The sequence below is a fragment of the Mycoplasma sp. CSL7503-lung genome, from assembly GCF_025515455.1.
Taxonomy (GTDB): Bacteria; Bacillota_I; Bacilli_A; order Mycoplasmatales; family Metamycoplasmataceae; genus Mycoplasmopsis.
Genome location: NZ_JAOPHP010000005.1, coordinates 23,983 through 42,261 on the forward strand (window position 1 = coordinate 23,983; position 18,279 = coordinate 42,261).

An 18,279-nucleotide genomic window follows, 5' to 3' on the forward strand; every position below is an offset into this window, starting at 1 on the left:
TAAATAATATAATAAAAATTCAAGTATTTAAGATGCTTGAATTTTTTTAAATAAAAAAGTTCTAATTAATATTTACTTAGAACTTTCAAGTTTTAAATATGCAACTTGTGCAATCATTGCTCCATTATCGGTGGAGTATTTTAGCGATGGAATAATTGCATCTTTGTGTAATTTTAAAAATTCATTTCTAAGAAAAGTATTTGCGCTAACACCACCGCCTAATACAATACTTTTTGGATTATATTTTTTTATTGCAACACTCATCTTTTCAATTAAATATTCAACAGCAATTTTTTGAAAACTAGCGGCTATTTTATTTTTATCAATTGAATTATTTTTCATTTTTTCAGAATTAATTAAATTTAAAACCTGAGTTTTTAAACCGCTAAAAGAAAAATCTAATTCATTTTCTGTTTTAGGCTTTGTAAAGTTAAAAAAATCTCCTTTGTAATTTTGATAAATCTTATCTATTAATGGTCCTCCAGGAAAACCTATACCAGTTCTAGAGGCAACTTTATCAAACGCTTCTCCAACAGCATCATCCAAGGTTTCGCCTACAATTTCAAAATTATTGTAATCTTTTGCATATAAAATTTGGGTATGTCCTCCTGAAACTAATAGGCATAACGATGGAAAAAAAATCTTTTCTGTTATTGTAGCAGACAAGAAGTGACCATGTAAATGATTTACCGGAATTAGAGGTTTATTCATAGATATAGATAATGCACTCGCAAATAAATAACCAATTTGTAAAGAACCTATTAATCCAGGTTCTTTAGTATATGCTATATAATCAATCTCGGACAAATTATATTTTTTCATGATTTCATTTTGTAGTATCGCTATATTTTTAACATGTTCTCTAGATGCCAATTCAGGTATAGTTCCGCCATATTTTTCAAAAATATCAGTTTGAGAAATTGATCACATATCTAATATTTTTCCGTTTTCCATTATTGCAATTGAAGTGTCATCATGAGAGGTTTCTATGCCAATTATTTTCATTACTTAATTTCTCCTATTTGAGGCATTTTAATGTATAAAGGTTCAATTTCCAATAAATTTTTAGTTTTGAAAATATCTTTATAATTTACGAAATTTAATTTCATTTCAAAATAATTTATCTTACTTTTTTGTTTACCGTTATCATCTAAAATTTTAATTGATGTTTTAATTTCTTTATTTAAATCTAGTTTGTTATAAAAATACATTTTTTTACCTTGAGCATCAATAAAAAAATCTTTTTGATTTGGATTTTGAATTTCTAATATAAAAAAAGAATTTGTGTAAAATAAGTTTTTATTTTCCAACATTGCCATTGTCCTTAAAAAAACCAAACTAGATCTTACTCCTGTGAAGAAACCAGGACCGACATTTGTATAATATGCATCAATTTTTTTATTAGTTAAATTGTTTCTACTTAATATTTTTTTGTATTGATCGACAATTAAATCGACTTTCTTTTTATAACCTTCTAAAATTATTGAATCAACTACATTAAAATTATTATCAAATAAAAAAATAACAAAATCAGTTGATGAAGTGTCTAAAAATATATTCATTTTATTTCTCCTCTAATTCAATAAATCTTTGGTCATTAATTATACTAATCTTAATTTTTGTAAAATTATCAAACTGATACTTTAAATATTCAGACCATTCGATGGCAACAATATTATCTTCGAAATAATCTACAAATTCGTCTAAATCTCCCTTGTAGTTATATAAATCAATATGTATAAGTCCGTTATATGTTTTCATGTAATTAAAACTTGGAGATGTAATTTTGTCTTTTATTTCTAGTTGTTTTGCTAACAACTTAACGAAAGTTGTTTTGCCTGAACCTAAATCACCGTATAATAACAAAATTTTATTTTTCTTAATCAATGGTAATATTTTTCTTATAAAATCATCCAATTCTTGTAAATCATTAATTTTTATTTTCATCATTATTTTCTCAAAATTTATTTATATCTTTTTTAGTAGCTACTACGACCGCTTCTGGTCCAACATGAATCAAAATAACAGAAGGAATAAATGCACTTTTTGCTATTATGTCATATTTGTTTTTTATATATTCTATATAATAGTTAATTGTCTCTAAATCAGAAGATATTATCAATATATCCGTATTATAATTATGTTTTTTTAATTTAGATTCAATTTCTTTCTCTACCGTTCTATTAAAAACTAGACCTTTACCTTGTTTTAAAAGCTCTCCGTTTTCGAACCTTATCAATGGTACTACTTTAAGGAGTTTTGCAAGTGTGGCTGCAGCGGGTGTTAAACGTCCTCCTTTAAGTAAATAATTATTATATTTCGGTATTAAAGTAACGTCTAAATCTTCGTCTCATGGCTCAACTTGTTTTATCGAATATTCTAAATCATTAGTTTTTTTATATGTTTTAACAAATTTATTAACTTGCATTTGCAGTGTTCCTGAAATATTTACCGATTCAATAACTCTAAGTTTAGGATAATCTTTTTCTAAATTTTTTAACATTGAGTATTGACTTGATAAGTATTTTGAAATAGGAAAAACCACTATTTTATCATATTCTTTTGATAATTTTTCGATCATTTTGCAAGAATAACCTATTGGTGTAGCGGATGTAGAATATGTTTTAGTTTCTAAATTAAAATTTTCAAAAATATTATAATGACTAATATCTATTCCGTCATAAAAATTTTTACCATCAATTTCAATAATTAGAGGTAAAAAATAAAAACCTTTCGAGTTTGCTTCTTTTTCTGTTAAACCAATTGATGAATCCACTACTATTGCTATTTTTTTCATACGTATATTATAATATAAAATAACAATTAAATGTGTTATAATATAAAAATGATTATATGCAATGTTTTAAATGAAAATTTCGCAAATACAAGTATTGTTTTTGTTAATTCAAATATTAAAAAAATTAATAAAATTTATGGTGATAAAATAGTATTTTTTGTTGACGAAAACAAGAATGTTTCTTCGATAAATATTTTGGATAATAAGAAGTATTTTATTGAAAATAATAATAAATTTTTTAGATTAAGTAGCGAGCAAATTAATATCATTAAAGATGTGGCTAATAAACTAGGATTAGTGATAAAACCTATAAAAATGTTTCAATATGGTAAAATCCTAAAAAGAACTATTCATGAAAAAAGTAATAAATTGTTTGTTTTAGAGGTTAATTTTAATGAAGAAAAAACTACTCAAATAATAACGAATACATTGGATACTTTAGAAGGAAAAGTGTGTGTGTTTGCTAGAATTGGTGCAACCACCTTCTCAGGACTTGAAATTTTAAGTGGTAAAGTTATGAATATAGAAAGTAACGGTATGGTAACAAGCTATAAAACATTAGGAATTGAAAGAGATGGTTTAATTTTTGGCGATGAGACACAAGTGGGACAGGAGTTTGATTTATGTCAAGACATTTAGTTTTAAAAGACCTTGAAAAAAGAGGTATTCTCAAAGATACAAGTAATATTGAAAAGTTTTATAAAACTGACGATGAAAGTGCTGTTTACGCTGGTTTTGATCCTACAGCTGATAGTTTACATCTTGGTAATTATATTCAAATTGCAATACTTTTAAGGTTTAAATCATATGGTTGAAAAGTTATTGGTGTTTTGGGTGGTGCTACCGGTATGATTGGAGACCCTTCTTTTAGAGATAGCGAACGTCAATTGCTTGATAGCGAAACTTTAAATAAAAATAAAAATAAAATTAGACAACAACTAGAAGGATTTGGGATAGAAGTTATTGATAATTTTGAATTTTATAAGGATATGAATTTTTTAACATTTTTAAGAGATGTTGGAAAATTAGTAAACATATCAACAATGATTAATAAAGATTCAGTTGCTAGAAGATTAGAAAAGGGATTGAGTTTTACTGAATTTTCATATCCGTTGATACAAGGGTGAGATTTTCTTCAACTTTATAAAAAGTACAATGTACGTGTCCAATTTGGTGGTTCAGATCAATGAGGAAATATTACAACAGGTTTAGAAATAATTTCTAAAGTTGTTGGAAACGATCATGAAGCTTTTGTGTTTACTTCCGGGCTTCTTACTGATGAGAATGGTAATAAATTCGGTAAATCCACAGGTGGAGGTAGTTTGTGACTCGATAAAGAACGTACAAAGCCTTTTAATATGTATCAATTTTTAATAAAACAAACTGATACTATAGTAGAAAAATTACTTTTATGATTAACTTTTTTACCTATTGAAAAAATAAATGAAATTATGGAAATTCATAATTCTAATACATCATCTCAATATGCTCAAAAAACACTAGCATATGAGGTTATTAAAAATATTCATGGAGAAAACGAGGCTATTAAATCAAAAACAATAAGCGAAATTTTATATAATAAAAAACTTGATTTGAGTAGTTTTGATTCTAATATTTTATCTTCTCTTGAAAAAGAAATACCTTTAGTAGAAATTAAAAAAGACTCTAATTTAATAGAACAATTAATCGGTAAATCAATTTTAAAATCTAAAAGAGAAGCAAGAGAATTTATCCAAAATAAGGCAATTAAATTTAATTTAAAGCCAGTAAACGAAGATTTTGTTGTTTATTCAGAATATTTTAACAACAAATACGCGTTATTGCACGTTGGTAAAAAAATTATTTATATTGTTAAAATAATTTTTTAATTTTAATAAATAAAAAAATCGCATTTTGCGATTTTTTTATTCTTCTTCTTCATCGTACTTATCGTTATTTGAAGAATTATTACCTTCTTCGTAACTAGCAGTGTATTTACAATTAGGAAAATTACTACATCCGATAAATTTTTGTCCTTTTTTATTATTTCTAATAAGTAATTTATTTCCACATTGTGGGCAATTTTCATCAAGTTCAATTAATTCAAATTGAACTACACTCATTTTATCTGTAGCTTGTTCTAATGCCACTTGAAATTTGTTTCAAAAAGCTTCCATTAAATTATTTTTTTCGAGTTCATTATCTGCAATTTTGTCTAATTGCTCTTCAACTGAAGCTGTATACAATTCATTAAAAATATCTGGAAAGGCATTTATTAAAGAATCACTTACTTTTATACCAAATTCTGTAGGTACAAGTTGTTTACCTTGCATATTAACATAAGCACGATCTTTGATTATTTTAATTGTTGAAGCAAAAGTTGAAGGTCTACCTACTTTTATTTCATCTAGTTTTTCAATTAATGTTCCATCATTATATCTTGGCGCAGGTTTTGTCTCATGTTTTTCAAAATTAAATTGTTCGACAGCAACAATTTGATTTAGTTGATAATTTGGATCATTTTGTTCTAATTCTTTATTTGTAACTATATAATAACCATCAAAAATAATTTTTGAATAAGTGTTTTTAAACATATATTCTTTAGTTTTATAAGTATATTGTTTGCTTTCTCTAATAGGTTGTTTTATTAGTGCCATTAAGGTGTTTTCATAAATTAATTTATAAACTTTTAACTCACTTTCTGACATTTCGGGGTACTTACTTTTTGCTAATTCTGGAGTTAGCTCTAAATTTGTTGGTCTAATAGCTTCGTGGGCATCTTGATCACCACTAAAGCCTTTTATTTCTTCAGCTATATAGTCTTTTCCTCATTTTTTAGCAATAAATTTATGAGCTTCATTCACAAAAGTTTGCGACATTCTTGAACTATCGGTTCTTGGGTAACTTATTAATCCTCCATCTCCATAACCCTCATAAAGATTTTGTGCCGCAGATTGTGTAGAAGAAGAACTTAATGGGCTTTTTTTGTATAATGTAGCTTGTTTGAAAGGTGTTAATGCTCCAACTTTTCTTTGACTTTTTGTTATATTAATTACTTCTAATTTTAGATCTATGTTTTCAAAATCTTTTTTAATTTTATCGATATCTTTTGTTTCGATTCATTCTCTTTTTTCAGAACTATTTTCAGAATTAAAATACATAGCTAAAACATCATTATTTACTAACTTTGCATTCAACTTGTAATATTGCTCAGGTATAAAAGCATTTATCTCTTTTTCTCTATCTACGACAAGCTTAAGCGCAATTGATTGAACTCTACCCGCAGTTGGCGTACCAGGAGAGTTTTTGAATTTTTTTCTAATCAATTGACTTACTCTAAAACCAATGATACGATCTAACATTCTTCTAGATTTTTGTGCATCAACTAAACCTTCATCTAGTACGCTTGCCTTTTCAAAAGATTTTAAAATTGCATCTTTTGTTATTTCGTTATATTTAATTCTTGAGTACATTTCAGGTTTTATTTTGAAATATTCAACAATATGTGATCCTATCGCTTCACCCTCACGGTCAGGGTCAGTTGCAATGTAAACATGTTTAGCTTCTTTTAATGCGCTTTTTATTCCGCTAACTAATTTACTTTTGCCTCTTTCTAGAGAATAAGAAGGTTCTCAATTTTCAAAATCAATACCTAAACCGTATTCTCCGCTTGTTTTCATTTTTAAAAAATGACCTATTGAAGCAATAACTTCATAATCGTCACCTAAATATTTTTTAATTGTATTTACCTTATTTGGTGACTCAACAATAACTAAATTTTTCATAACCATAAATATATCACAATTATTAACTTTTTTGTCAAGTTTTTCATTTTAATATTTATTAAATTTAAAATTTAAATTTCTTAAAATATTATTAAGAAAATATACAAAATTTTATATAATTAACTATGAGTATGTATAGAGTACTCCTTGGCAAATATTGCCCAGAAAGACCAAAAGGAGATAAAAAATGGTTAAATACGAAATTATGATGATCGTTGATCCTAAAGCAGACTCTAAAATTGCATTTGATTTACTTAATGAAGTTTTCGGTGCAGGAGTTAAAAAAGCTGAAAAATTAGAGAAAAACGAATTAGCATACGAAATAAATAAATCTAAATTTGCACAATACATTCAAGCAGAAGTTGAAACAGAAGCTAACTTACCTGCAGAATTTACACGTCGTGCAAATATCATTAAACAAATTTGAAGAACACTTGTAATTAATTTAGATAGTGAAAAAGGTTTAAATAGTTCTAAAAAAGAAAAACCAAATAGAAAAAGAAGAACATTCAAACCATACGATAAAAACAACACAAGAAATGAAAATAACTCAACTGAAAATACTGAAAAACCAAGAAGACGTACAACAGTAAAAATTGAAAAAGTTGAAAAATAATTTTCGAGAAAGAAAGGTAGTTATTTAATATGAATAAAGTTATTTTAATAGGTAGATTAACATCTACCCCTGTGTATAACGCAACAAGCTCAGGTGTAGGATACACAAGATTCACATTAGCAATAAATAGAAGAATATCAAATTCTTCTAATAATGAAATTACTGATTTTATTAATGTTATTGCTTGAAGATCTACAGCAGAATTAATTGCGAAAAACACAACAAAAGGTTCTAAAGTTATGATAGAAGGTAGTATACAAACAAATACTTATACTTCTAGAGAAACTAATCAATTAGTTAGGTCGTTTGATGTTGTTGTTGATACATTTGAATTCTTGGAATCTAAAGATGAATTCCAAAGAAGATTGAGAAATAACGACAATAACAACCAACAAATGTCAAATAATGGATTTAATAATAATTTTAATAATAACTATCAACAACAAAATAATTTTAACAATCAAAACCAATGACAAAATAATAATTCGGTTCAAAATAATGTTATGAATAGTAAACATAATTTCGAAGATATCACAAGCGGATATTCTGAAAATGAAAATAATGAACCAGATGACCAAGAAGTTTTTGGTTAATATTTCAAGGAGATTAATATGGCTTACAACAAACGTAAAAAAGTTTTTTCAGGTAGAAGAAAAGTGTGTTCATTTTGTGAAAACAAATCTAACTATGTTGACTACAAAGACGTTGAATTATTAAACGGTTATGTATCAGCAACTGGACAAATTAAATCAAGATCAATTACAGGTACATGTGCAAAACATCAAAGAAAAGTATCTACAGCTATTAAAAGAGCTAGATTTATTGCTTTAATGCCTTACACAGTAGTTCGTGTTCGTAACTTATCAAAATAATTAATAGTTACAATTCATAATAAAAGCCTCTCAAATTAAGTTTTTGAGAGGCTTTTTGTATCGATTAAATTTTTATTCAGTAATTATTTTGTTTTTGTTTACGAATTCTTTTTTAGAAGAACTTAAAATCATTATTGTAGCAGCAAAAGTTGCAAACGGAGCGATGAATCCGATTAATAATAAAGTTCTAATTTTATCTTTTGCATTTATAGTTAAAATAATATGAGTAACAAGTGTTATTATAGAAAATGCAAATAATAAAATTCCTATTATTATAGAACCGATTAAAACTCCCTTAGCACTATTATAAACTTCACTTTTGTTTGTGTAATAATTATCATATCCATAATTGTTATAATTGTTGGTTGCTTTTACAACGCTTGTTACGTTTATGGCTATAATTACTATTATAAGTATTAAGATAAGAATTTTACTTAATAAATTTGTTAAAGCTAATTTTTTATTTTTATTCATTTTGACCTTTCTATTTTTTGAATTAATCAATATAATTCTAAAAAAAAAAAAAAAAACGGAAGTATTTTTAAAAAATTTTATTAATTATTTTATTTAAAAAAATTTAAAAGTAAATTTAAGCATAAAAATGTATTTTTCAAAGTGATATAATTTTATGTAGATAGGAGTTATTATGGATTTTCATGAAAAAATTTTATCAAGACAAAGTATTAGAGAATATGATCTAAATCATCCGGTTTCTGAAGAAGAAAAAGAATATATTATAGATGTAATTAAAAATACGCCAACTTCTTCGAATTGACATTCATCAAGTGCTATTGTTATTACTGATAAAACTATATTAAATAAAATAGCTGAACTTTATCCTAAAGGAACTCACATTAGAACAGCTTCTATTTTTGTTATATTTTTAGCAGATTTTAATAGGATGAATATGGTTTTAAAAAGTAATCCTGATGTTAAATTTAATAAGAATTCAACAGAAACATATACTATAGCTGTTGGTGATGCATTTATTCAAGCTACTAGTGCACAAGATCAAGCAATTGATTTAGGGCTTGGAACATGTTTTGTTGGTTTTGTTAGACATATAGCAAAAGAAATAATTGAACTATTAAATATAAAAGGGCAAGCATTTCCGGTCATTGGTCTTACAATTGGTAATAAACTTAATAACAATACTTTGGTTAAGCCTAAAATTAATCGTGTATTTATGAATAATTATGATATTGAAAGAATATCTTCGGATATAGAGGAATATAATCCAAAATTAGTGGATTATATAAAGGAATCTTTTCCAAATATAGATCCTTTAAATTATGTGGACTCTTCAATAAATTCGGCAAAAAGACATTCGGTTCAAACTGAACTTATTGAAGAAATTTGAGATTTAGAACTAACTAAATAAAAAAATGAAAGGAAGCATTTTCCTTTCATTTTAATTTTATTAAATATCTGATGTATTTTTTGTTGGTGTATATTCTATTAATTTATTATTGTCAAATTGGAATTCTGTAGGAATATTTGTTTTTTCAAAACCATTAGGGAATAGTCATGTATTTTTAACTTTATTTTCTTTAAAAAGTTTTTCCATACTTTCACGATATGAATTTTGTTGATCTTTCCCACCACCATAAATTAAATCATATTGTGGTAGGTTATAATCTCCGAATAAACCTTTATAATTATATCCTTCTGATCTAAAAGCAGATGATAATCCGGTTTTAGCTCCTTGAAAACTTGCGTGATATACAGAAACCATTTCGTTATTTTTTGTTCTCACACCACTTCCCGAAGCTCCACCACCCGGAACATAATTTCTTGGTAGATATTCAAGACCGTATAAAATGTATTTTTTGTTATCGTCAGAAACATATAAGTTATCAAATGGTTTTTGTTTTGCTCCTACGGTTGGTGAAGAAATGAAAGCGTCGACAACACCTGGTTTGTCTATAAAACCACGCCAAGCAACATTGTATGATAAAAAGTTACCACGGTCAAGTTTCTCTTTTGTTCTTTTATCGAACTCGTCTTCTGTCACAGTTTTATTATAATAATCCCCATCAGCATTTGTTCATAAGCTATAACCATGTTCACGAACTTTCATTTGATCTTCTTCAACGTATTGTTTTATAAATCAATCAAATCAGTTGTTAGATTTTGATTTAGGATAACCTAAAATAATTAATTGATCCAATTTATTTAAGTCTACATTTCTAGATAAAATAGGATTATTTATTTTTTCATAATTCTTTAAATATGATTCTGATTTAAACTTAACTTTATCTTCGTCCTTTCAATTTGCATAATCATTTGTTATTCATTTTGCAAATTCTTGAGGACTTTTACCTTTTAATTCGTTGGTTGAAATTTTTTCGAAATCAATTTCAAATATTGAAAAATCAAGAAATTCTTGTACATCCTTATATTTTTCTTGCTGTTTATTTATCAAATATTGTGATGGATTTGTTTTTAAATAATCTTTAGCATCAAAAATTCTTTTTAACGATTCTTTTTGAATAACTCCTGTATTATATTTATCAGAATCTAGTGGTATTACTTTTAATTTTGAATAATCACCTCTAACAGATTCCTTATTTACATTTGTTATTGACATTCCCGCAAATCTACTTGGATTTATTGCATCCGCAACATGTAAGTTTGTACCAAAGTAAAATTTAGTTGGATAATGTCCGCTTTCAGGTAACTCGTAATCCATAATTCAAATGGTTCCTGCAATAACATCTTGAGAGTCTATAAATTTATTTTGAATATCTCACATACTTTGTGCTTTTCTTATAAAGTTTTCTGCGTTTTGTTTGGTTTGTTCGTTTATTTCATTATCTGATTTTATTTTATTTAAAACAACATCTTTATATTTATTTAAGTAATCTGTGTAAATTCTAGCTGCGCCATTTTCATCGCCATTCATTTGTTGAACTAATGCTCTAAAAATATCGATTGTTATTTGCTCTAAATAATCTTGAAGAGGATTTTCCATAGTATCGCCGTGTGCTTCGTTAATTCTTCTAATAAATTCATCTTTTGCGTTTTTGTCGTTTATTTTTTCTGCAAATTCTTTTAATTTTTCAGGGTTCTTAACGTGCTTTCTTAATAGGTTTCTTTGATTTTCATCTTCACTAGCTAAATAATTATTAATTTCTACGTGATATGTAATGTAAGATGCATCTAAATAATTTTTGTTTGTTATTGTTCTAGCTAAACCTTGATCGTTTCCAGGTTTTTTTCCTAAAGAATCTACTCACGAATCTTTTTTACCTATTTCCATTACATTATTTAAAGATAAACCTTCTACACTATTGTTTGATCCATATTTTGGTAATGTAAATCCTTTATATACAGCACTTTCGTAAGGGCTAAAACCAACTTCCTCGGCCTTTTTATTGAAGAATTTTATGTTTTCGTCAGTGTTTGATGTTAATTCTGGTCTAATTGCTTGTAAATCGCCTGCACTTTTTATATAGTTCTTTAAAGCAGTTAAATAAATGTTATCGTCATATTTAAATTTTTCGATTGGAGTTTTTTTAACGTATTCTGTTATTTCGTTGTTTGATGTAGGTTTTTGCAATCCGCCTAATTCAGTTCCGCCGTATTGTTCTCCGTTTTCATCAGTACCTTGTTGGTTGCTTTTAAAACCAGAAAGTTGAATTTGTTTAACTTCTGATGTCTCTCTAGTTAATCTATTTTTAAATGTAACATAAAAAACAACATTTCCTGTTTTGTTTGGATTTTCTTCTCCTTCTACACCTTTTGCGTTATTTACTTCTATATCTAAGAATCATGCATATTCATCGGTAGGTACAAATTTATCTAATAACATATTTCTAATTACTTGTGAAGGTAAAACTTCAGATTTACTTTGATTTCTAATAGATTCAAATGCGAAATTAAAATGTGTTCCTTCAGCTGGGTCAGTAACTACTTCAGTGAATTTTTGTTTAGATAATTTTTTTTGTTCTTCGGTTGCAGGTTTTTCTGCTTCCTGAGTTGCTGATAAAAATAAATTAAGTAGTTGTTTATTTTTGTTAGATACATTAGTTTCGTTATTAGCATCATCTATTTTTGAATTAATTTCACTTCTTTTTGATTGGTCAACTATCCTTCTCGAAATTTCTTTTGTTGTTTTTACTAATTGTTCAGAATTACCATTTTCTAATATTGATTTTTTTATTTCGTTATTAATTGCATCGAGTGCTTTATCATCGCTCGCTTCTCTAATTTTGTTGATAAATTCGTCCTTATTAACATCGTTTGGTAAGAAATTTATTAAATCAGTAACTTTATTCTTTTTGATATCAATTGCACTTGTAGGTTGATCTTCATTTTCTGAGCTATTAGTAGAATTGCTATTAGCTTTTTCAGAAGATTGTTTATTGTTTGCTCCACACGAAATTGCAGTGACAATCGAAGTCATTCCGAATGTTAAGGATAACAATTTAGTTCATTTATTTTTTTTCATTTTTTATCTCCTATGAAAATTCTCATGTTTCATCACTATCAACAACTTCATATCCATTTGCTTTTAGTTGTTCGATTAAAGCGATATTTTCTTTATCCACTTTTATTGTATTTTTAAGTTTACCCAATGATATTAAAGTTCTTAATTCGTTAATACCACTTGTACTTAAAGTTGTATTTCCTTTAATGTAAACATATTGAGTTTCATTATTATTTGAAAAGGTAATTTTGGTTTCGGGTGGTCCTGGTTCTCCTATAACCATATTTTTAGAAAATCCGGCATCATTTAGTTCGTTTGCGTAAATGTCGAAGTAAGAACCAGTATTAAATAAATTAACTTTTCTAAGTCTTCTTTGTGGTTTTTCTGGGTGAACTATGTCGGTGAATACTAAATTTTTGAGTGATCTAATTTGTGGGACTCTGCTAAAATCTAAATTCATTGGGTACGAGTAATCTCCACTACTAAAAAAAGGTTCGTGGTGTCTTGCTCAATATACCAATCTTAGACCGTCGTTGATACGTTTAAATTTAGCAACATCATTTGGAGCATTTTCTATTAAGTCACCTTTATCAAATGAAATTGTATTAAATACTAATCTTGTAGCTAATTTTGAACCGGGTTTATAATCAAAACCTACGTTATAATCAATGCTGTTTACTCAAGCAACATTACGGAAAGAAAGTGGGTTAAGATTTCATTCTTCTTTTAACGAATTACCTTCTGTGTATAACGAAAGTTCGTCAATTTCTTTATCTTCAAGTTCAATTAATGATGAAGTATTAGAAGCTGCCGCATCAAAAAATAATTCTAATTGCGGTAACTTTTTGGGTAAAGCTTTTAAAATGTCTTTGAATTTTTGACCTGCTGACTTTTGACCCATGTTTAATATTCTATATGAAGTTATTTCAACTTTATCTTCTGTAAGTTCTTCAATTAATGATTTGGTTTTTTCGTAAGCTCTATCATCACTTGCGTCAATACTTACAACAGTACCTTTTTCTCTCTTGATTGCAGGGTCATTATTGGTTCTTGTAAGTTCATAAATTTCTATACCATCAATGTTTTGGATATTATATTTTTGAAATTTAGGATCACTTTTTATATTTCTTTTTTCTCATCCAGGGTATAAGCCGTCTTTAATTTGTCCGCCAGTTCTCCACATTCAATCATTATATCCAAACGCTCTTTTTTCAATATTATCTCTATAATATCTATTTAATGTTTGGTTATGACCATCGGGAACGGCACCTATATGACTGCTTATTTCACCTTTTTCATTTATATATGAACCTTCCGCTCCTAAAGTATGACCTTCCTTGAAAAGATTCTCTACATCGTTAGAAATCTTTGTTAATTTAGTTTGATCTAAATTACTCATTAATCATAAAAGTCTCTCATATTTTATCTTTTCATATGGTTTGCCTTCATATAATTTTTTATGTTCAGGCCACTCCCTTTGTCCTTGCTCTGTTAAAAAATTAACAAAGTTTTTTTCGTTTTTAGGATCAAATAACAATCCAAATCTATCCTCAAATTTGCTAAAAGTATTTTGATTAGATGGTCTACTAAAATAAAGTTCTCAATCTCAAGTTTTACCAGTTTGTTCAGTTTGTTTTACTATTTGTTTGTAATCTTCTATGTGTGCTTTAAATAAGCTTTTATTAGTAAATAAGAAATCTGTAGCTTTTGTAACTTGAGCTTTTCTAAGTTCTTCTGTTGCTTCAATGCTTGTGATTTTAGTCCCTATTAAATCAATATATTTAATCCTATTATTTAATTTATTATTAATATCATATTCTTCTACAACCGGTTCTTTCGGAAATTCTCTTTTTACTCTAACTCTAACTCCATCAATAACTGCCCTATTATCTGACGGACTAGGTTCTGGATCTTTAACTTCTTCAGGTACAGGTTCCGGCACTACTTTAACAATTGGTGAAGGTTGTTCAACTGGTTTTGACTCGGGTTTTTCTATTGGTTTAGGTATTGGTTTAGGAGTAATTATTTTGGGTTTTTCTATTGGTTTAGGTATTGGTTTAGGAGCAATTTTTTCTCTTTTAGGATTTATTTCGTTTTTGATTATTTCTTTTTCTTTAATTGGTTCTGGTTTAGGTTCTTCAATAGGTTTTGGTTGTGGAATTTCTTTTAAATTATCATCAATTATTGAAGTTTCACCTCTGACAATATCTAAATTATTTTTATTAATTAATTTTGGTCTTGTGTTTTCTATTTTAAATTCGTATTCATTTGAATTTTTTCCTGATGAAAAATTATAAACACCAGCGGCCAAAGAAGTGGAAATAGCTAACGAGGAAATAATAATAGCCACATTTATCTTATTTTTCTTTAATTTTAAAAAATGCATTATTTTCCTCCTATTAAATTTAAATCATAAATTTGAACTATGATCATTGGATATCGCCTTCTTGTTCGTCGTATGTACTTACGTTGTATCCACTATTTCTCAATTGATTAATTAAATTTGTTTCATCTTGTGGAACTTCGATTATAGTGTTTCTACTAAAAGTATTATCACTAAAATCAATTAATGTATTTAAGTTATTAAATCCGCTCGGGTTGAGAGTATGACCTTTTGAAGTTCCTTTAATACGTATTTTATTGGTTGTTTTTCCGTTACTAAAAATAATTTTTGATTTAGGAACATTGAATGAATTTCTATCAATAATATCATAGAATTGAGCATTATTTAATTCGTTAGTATCTATTTCGAAATAATCTCTATCATTAAATAAAACTAATCTTCTTAATTTTCTTGTTCCTGTATTTTTATGCTCTATATCATTAAAAACTAAGTATCTTAAAGATTTCATTGCAGGTACCCTACTTAAATCTAAACCAACAGGATAACTGTTGCCTGCTTCGTTTCTGTCAGGTTTTAAACCTGGACCAAAACCACCTTGGAATATTTTTTCATTATTTCTAACTCAATATGCCATACGCAATCCGTTATTAACTGAAGTTGCATCTACTCCGTTATCTGTCTTAATAAAATCTTCCTTGTCAAAAGATAAACTATCAAATGTAATTCTTGAAACTATTTTTGCATCGGAGGCATATCCGAAACTTACGTTATAGTCGGCTGTATTAACTCAAGCTGCCCCTTTAACTGCTCATGGATTTAAGTTTCATTCTTCAACTAAAGAATTTGTTGTTGTATAAAATGCCATTTCATCAATTTCTTTATCTTTAAGAGCTCTTAATGATGAAGTGTTTGTACTTTCTAAGAATAATTCTAATAATGGTATTTTATTAGGTAATGCCGCAAAAATATCTTTAAATTTTTGTGAACTGTCGTTTTTACCTATATTTTTAAATCTAAATCCCACAACTGGAATATTTTTTTCTTTTATATCATTAATTAATTTGAGAGCTTTTTTATATCCAATATTATTACTTGCGTCAATTGTAATAACATCTGCTTCATTTAATTTTCCTTCTTCTCTTGTATCTCTTGTTAAGTGATCGACTTTAATTCCGTCGCCAGGTTGAATATCTAAATTATGTTCGCTTGCGTAATTTGAAGTTACATCTCTATTACTTCAACCATAATATCCACCGTTTGCAATTTGTTCAGGATTACGAGTATAAATGGTTTTAAATCCAAAAACTCTTTTTTCGGTGTTATTACGTTCATATTCTGCTGTAACTTTATTTACAATTGGTGAGTATGTATGAGAATCTAATTCCCCATTTTCAGTTATGTAAATATTAGGATCATCTGGGTCTATAAAATAACCTTGTTCTAGTTGTTTTCTAGCATTTAGTGTAGGGTTTTTAAATTTTTCGAAATCAATATATGTTATAAGAGCAATGTCGCTAATTTTAATTTCATGGCGGTTACCGGCTCTATCGTAATACTCATAGGTTCCTGGTATTTGTTTTATTTGGTCATATTTTTGAACCCCTTCATCTGTAAGGAATTCTTTTATTTTATCTCCATTTTGTAGCAGTCTACCAAATTTATAAACTATGTCAATATAATAATCTTCGTTTTGTCTAATTAGTGATTTTTTTGCTGTCTCAGTTTGTCTTGAGTCCAAATTAAATTCATTTAGAATAAACTTAAATGTATTTATTTTAGTTGAAATCGATTTTCTCGCGTTTTCAGCGGTTCTTGCAATTAATTGATCAGTCACAGTAATACCATTTAAATCTGGTGTGATTTCAGCTCTATAAGGAACTCTGTTAACAATCCCTTTTTCAACATCATTTCTAAAATCCTGTCTTTCCGGAAATTCTGTAACACTAACTTCTACTTCTCCAAAGTTTTGATAAACTTTTTTAATTGTTTTGGTTTTATATTCTTCTTTGGGTTTAGGTTTAGGTTGTTCTTGTGGAGTTAATTTAGGTTCCTCTTTTGGTTTGATTGGTTCTTTTATAACTTCAGGAATAACTTCTTTTGGTTTTTCAATTTTTGGTTTTTCCTCAATAGGTTTCGGCCTGTCAATAATTACATTTTTAATTGGTTTAGGTTGAGGTTTTTCAATAGGTTTCGGTTCAGGTTTTTCTTTGATGTTTCTATCAACAACGCTTGGAGTATAAACGTCTAAATCTAAATTATTTTTGCTAATAATCTTAGCATCACTACTTGTTATTACAAAACCTGGTTGATTATAGTTAGAGTTTAAATTGTTAGTAGCATAAACTACCACACCAGATAAAGCACTAACTGATGCACTTGTAAGTCCTATAATCAAGTTAACTTTTACTTTTCTACTAAACATATTCATTTCTCCTTAATACAATTAAATTATATTCTTTTAATAATTTAAAAAATATTTTACCAAATTTTTTAAATAGCAAAACATTATTACTTTTATGCCTTGTATATAGGTATATATAATTATTTTATAATTATAAAAATTCATTTTTTTTAGTTTTTTTATTATAAATTTTTATTATTTTATTCTTTTTTTATTTTTTATACCTTATTTTTGTAAAATAAATTTGTTATTAAAAATAAAAAGGAGTTTTAAAATGGTTATTCATAAAAAAATATTTCAAGGAATTAATTTAAGAATGTTTTTGGCTTTATTGTTTTTTGGGTTTTTGCCAACTATTTACAATACAATAAGAATTTATTGACTAGGTCAAGTTCCTAATGTTTGAACCTTTTCTATTGCTGCTCAAATGCAATGAGTTCAATTGTTATATGAAATTCTTCAAGAGTCCTTTATATTACCTTTATTTTTCTTTGTTGGAGCCGTTATTAGTCAAAAAGAAAAATTAATTAATAGGTTGAAAACAGGTATGTTATTTACTTTTTCAATTTATTTACTTTTAACATTTATTGTTATTGGAGCTGCTAGGCCTTTAACAATAGCGATGGCTCAAAATGAGTCTATTATTGATCAAACCGTTGCTTATGTTAGGTTAGAGTCTATTGCAAGTATTATTAACATAATGTTTAGATTTATTTTGGTTTCCTTAATAACAATAAAAAAAGACAAAAATATCTATATACCATTATTTTTACAATTATTTTTAATTATAATTTTAGATATTTTTTTCATTTCTAATTTAAGTATTTCTTTACAATTAGGAGTAAATGGTGTTGCTATAACTAATATAATAGTTTCGTCTGTTTTGCTTATAGTAAGTTTTATCTTGTTACATTATGAAAAAATTAGGGGGTCTGAAAACAAAATAGGTTAAAGCCTATTTTTTATTTTTCTCTTTTTTAAAAGAGTTTTGGAAAAATACAGAAAATCTAAAGGAGTTGAAATGAATTTATACAAAATTTGAAATCAAAATAA

16 protein-coding genes are annotated in these 18,279 nt (G+C 27.0%); 7 read left to right on the top strand and 9 right to left on the bottom strand.

Annotated features, from left to right (window positions below):
• Window positions 1-72 precede the first annotated feature (72 nt).
• Genes tsaD through N9R85_RS01175 form a run of 4 tightly spaced genes read right to left on the bottom strand, consistent with a single transcriptional unit; the run spans window position 73 to window position 2,797 of the window.
• Window positions 73-1,005, bottom strand: coding sequence for a tRNA (adenosine(37)-N6)-threonylcarbamoyltransferase complex transferase subunit TsaD (gene tsaD / locus N9R85_RS01160; RefSeq protein ID WP_205852683.1), 933 nt, complete (start codon window positions 1,003-1,005; stop codon window positions 73-75).
• On the bottom strand, window positions 1,005-1,562 hold the full coding sequence (locus N9R85_RS01165; RefSeq protein WP_205851999.1) for a hypothetical protein: 558 nt from the start codon (window positions 1,560-1,562) through the stop codon (window positions 1,005-1,007). Before N9R85_RS01165 ends, tsaD begins: the two co-directional genes overlap by 1 nt.
• 1 nt (window position 1,563) lies before the next feature.
• Window positions 1,564-1,950, bottom strand: a complete 387-nt coding sequence (gene tsaE, locus N9R85_RS01170; RefSeq protein WP_205852000.1) for a tRNA (adenosine(37)-N6)-threonylcarbamoyltransferase complex ATPase subunit type 1 TsaE — start codon at window positions 1,948-1,950, stop codon at window positions 1,564-1,566.
• Complete coding sequence (locus N9R85_RS01175) at window positions 1,931-2,797, bottom strand: DegV family protein (protein WP_262858246.1); 867 nt, start codon at window positions 2,795-2,797, stop codon at window positions 1,931-1,933. The genes tsaE and N9R85_RS01175 overlap by 20 nt, the downstream gene beginning before the upstream one ends.
• A 48-nt stretch (window positions 2,798-2,845) precedes the next feature.
• On the opposite strand from N9R85_RS01175, the gene tapR reads away from it, so the two are divergent.
• Together tapR and tyrS are read left to right on the top strand one after the other, a co-directional pair.
• Entirely contained in the window at window positions 2,846-3,436 is a 591-nt protein-coding gene (gene tapR, locus N9R85_RS01180; RefSeq protein WP_262858247.1) for a TyrS-associated PheT N-terminal domain-related protein TapR, read from the top strand.
• Window positions 3,421-4,665 carry a tyrosine--tRNA ligase gene (gene tyrS / locus N9R85_RS01185; RefSeq protein WP_262858248.1) on the top strand — a complete coding sequence of 415 codons (1,245 nt, stop codon included), beginning with the start codon at window positions 3,421-3,423 and terminating at the stop codon, window positions 4,663-4,665. Before tapR ends, tyrS begins: the two co-directional genes overlap by 16 nt.
• 36 nt (window positions 4,666-4,701) lie before the next feature.
• On the opposite strand, the gene topA is transcribed toward tyrS, so the two are convergent.
• The gene (topA, locus tag N9R85_RS01190) at window positions 4,702-6,561 is read right to left on the bottom strand and encodes a type I DNA topoisomerase (protein WP_262858249.1); all 1,860 of its coding nucleotides are present in this window, start codon (window positions 6,559-6,561) and stop codon (window positions 4,702-4,704) included.
• Between the two features lie 187 nt (window positions 6,562-6,748).
• On the opposite strand from topA, the gene rpsF reads away from it, so the two are divergent.
• Genes rpsF through rpsR form a run of 3 tightly spaced genes read left to right on the top strand, consistent with a single transcriptional unit; the run spans window position 6,749 to window position 8,049 of the window.
• Complete coding sequence (rpsF, locus tag N9R85_RS01195) at window positions 6,749-7,177, top strand: 30S ribosomal protein S6 (protein ID WP_262858250.1); 429 nt, start codon at window positions 6,749-6,751, stop codon at window positions 7,175-7,177.
• A gap of 29 nt (window positions 7,178-7,206) precedes the next feature.
• Window positions 7,207-7,770 carry a single-stranded DNA-binding protein gene (locus tag N9R85_RS01200; RefSeq protein ID WP_216490128.1) on the top strand — a complete coding sequence of 188 codons (564 nt, stop codon included), beginning with the start codon at window positions 7,207-7,209 and terminating at the stop codon, window positions 7,768-7,770.
• A gap of 18 nt (window positions 7,771-7,788) precedes the next feature.
• Window positions 7,789-8,049, top strand: a complete 261-nt coding sequence (gene rpsR, locus N9R85_RS01205) for a 30S ribosomal protein S18 (protein WP_205852676.1) — start codon at window positions 7,789-7,791, stop codon at window positions 8,047-8,049.
• A 72-nt stretch (window positions 8,050-8,121) separates the two neighbouring features.
• Here rpsR and N9R85_RS01210 read toward each other — a convergent pair whose 3' ends face one another.
• Window positions 8,122-8,523, bottom strand: a complete 402-nt coding sequence (locus tag N9R85_RS01210; RefSeq protein ID WP_262858251.1) for a hypothetical protein — start codon at window positions 8,521-8,523, stop codon at window positions 8,122-8,124.
• Window positions 8,524-8,695: 172 nt separating this feature from the next.
• On the opposite strand from N9R85_RS01210, the gene N9R85_RS01215 reads away from it, so the two are divergent.
• A complete protein-coding gene (locus tag N9R85_RS01215; protein WP_262858252.1) occupies window positions 8,696-9,430 on the top strand; it encodes a nitroreductase family protein in 735 nt (244 codons plus the stop codon).
• A 39-nt stretch (window positions 9,431-9,469) separates the two neighbouring features.
• Here N9R85_RS01215 and mip read toward each other — a convergent pair whose 3' ends face one another.
• From mip to N9R85_RS01230, 3 genes are read right to left on the bottom strand one after another with little or no spacing between them, the layout of a single operon-like run.
• Window positions 9,470-12,502, bottom strand: a complete 3,033-nt coding sequence (gene mip / locus N9R85_RS01220; protein ID WP_262858253.1) for an Ig-specific serine endopeptidase MIP — start codon at window positions 12,500-12,502, stop codon at window positions 9,470-9,472.
• 10 nt (window positions 12,503-12,512) lie between these two features.
• Complete coding sequence (locus N9R85_RS01225) at window positions 12,513-14,867, bottom strand: putative immunoglobulin-blocking virulence protein (protein WP_262858254.1); 2,355 nt, start codon at window positions 14,865-14,867, stop codon at window positions 12,513-12,515.
• A gap of 37 nt (window positions 14,868-14,904) precedes the next feature.
• Window positions 14,905-17,247 (bottom strand): putative immunoglobulin-blocking virulence protein, encoded by a 2,343-nt coding sequence (locus tag N9R85_RS01230; RefSeq protein ID WP_262858255.1) that lies wholly within the window; start codon window positions 17,245-17,247, stop codon window positions 14,905-14,907.
• A gap of 253 nt (window positions 17,248-17,500) precedes the next feature.
• Between N9R85_RS01230 and N9R85_RS01235 the strand changes: the two genes are divergently transcribed.
• Window positions 17,501-18,178, top strand: a complete 678-nt coding sequence (locus N9R85_RS01235; RefSeq protein ID WP_262858256.1) for a hypothetical protein — start codon at window positions 17,501-17,503, stop codon at window positions 18,176-18,178.
• Window positions 18,179-18,279 lie beyond the last annotated feature (101 nt).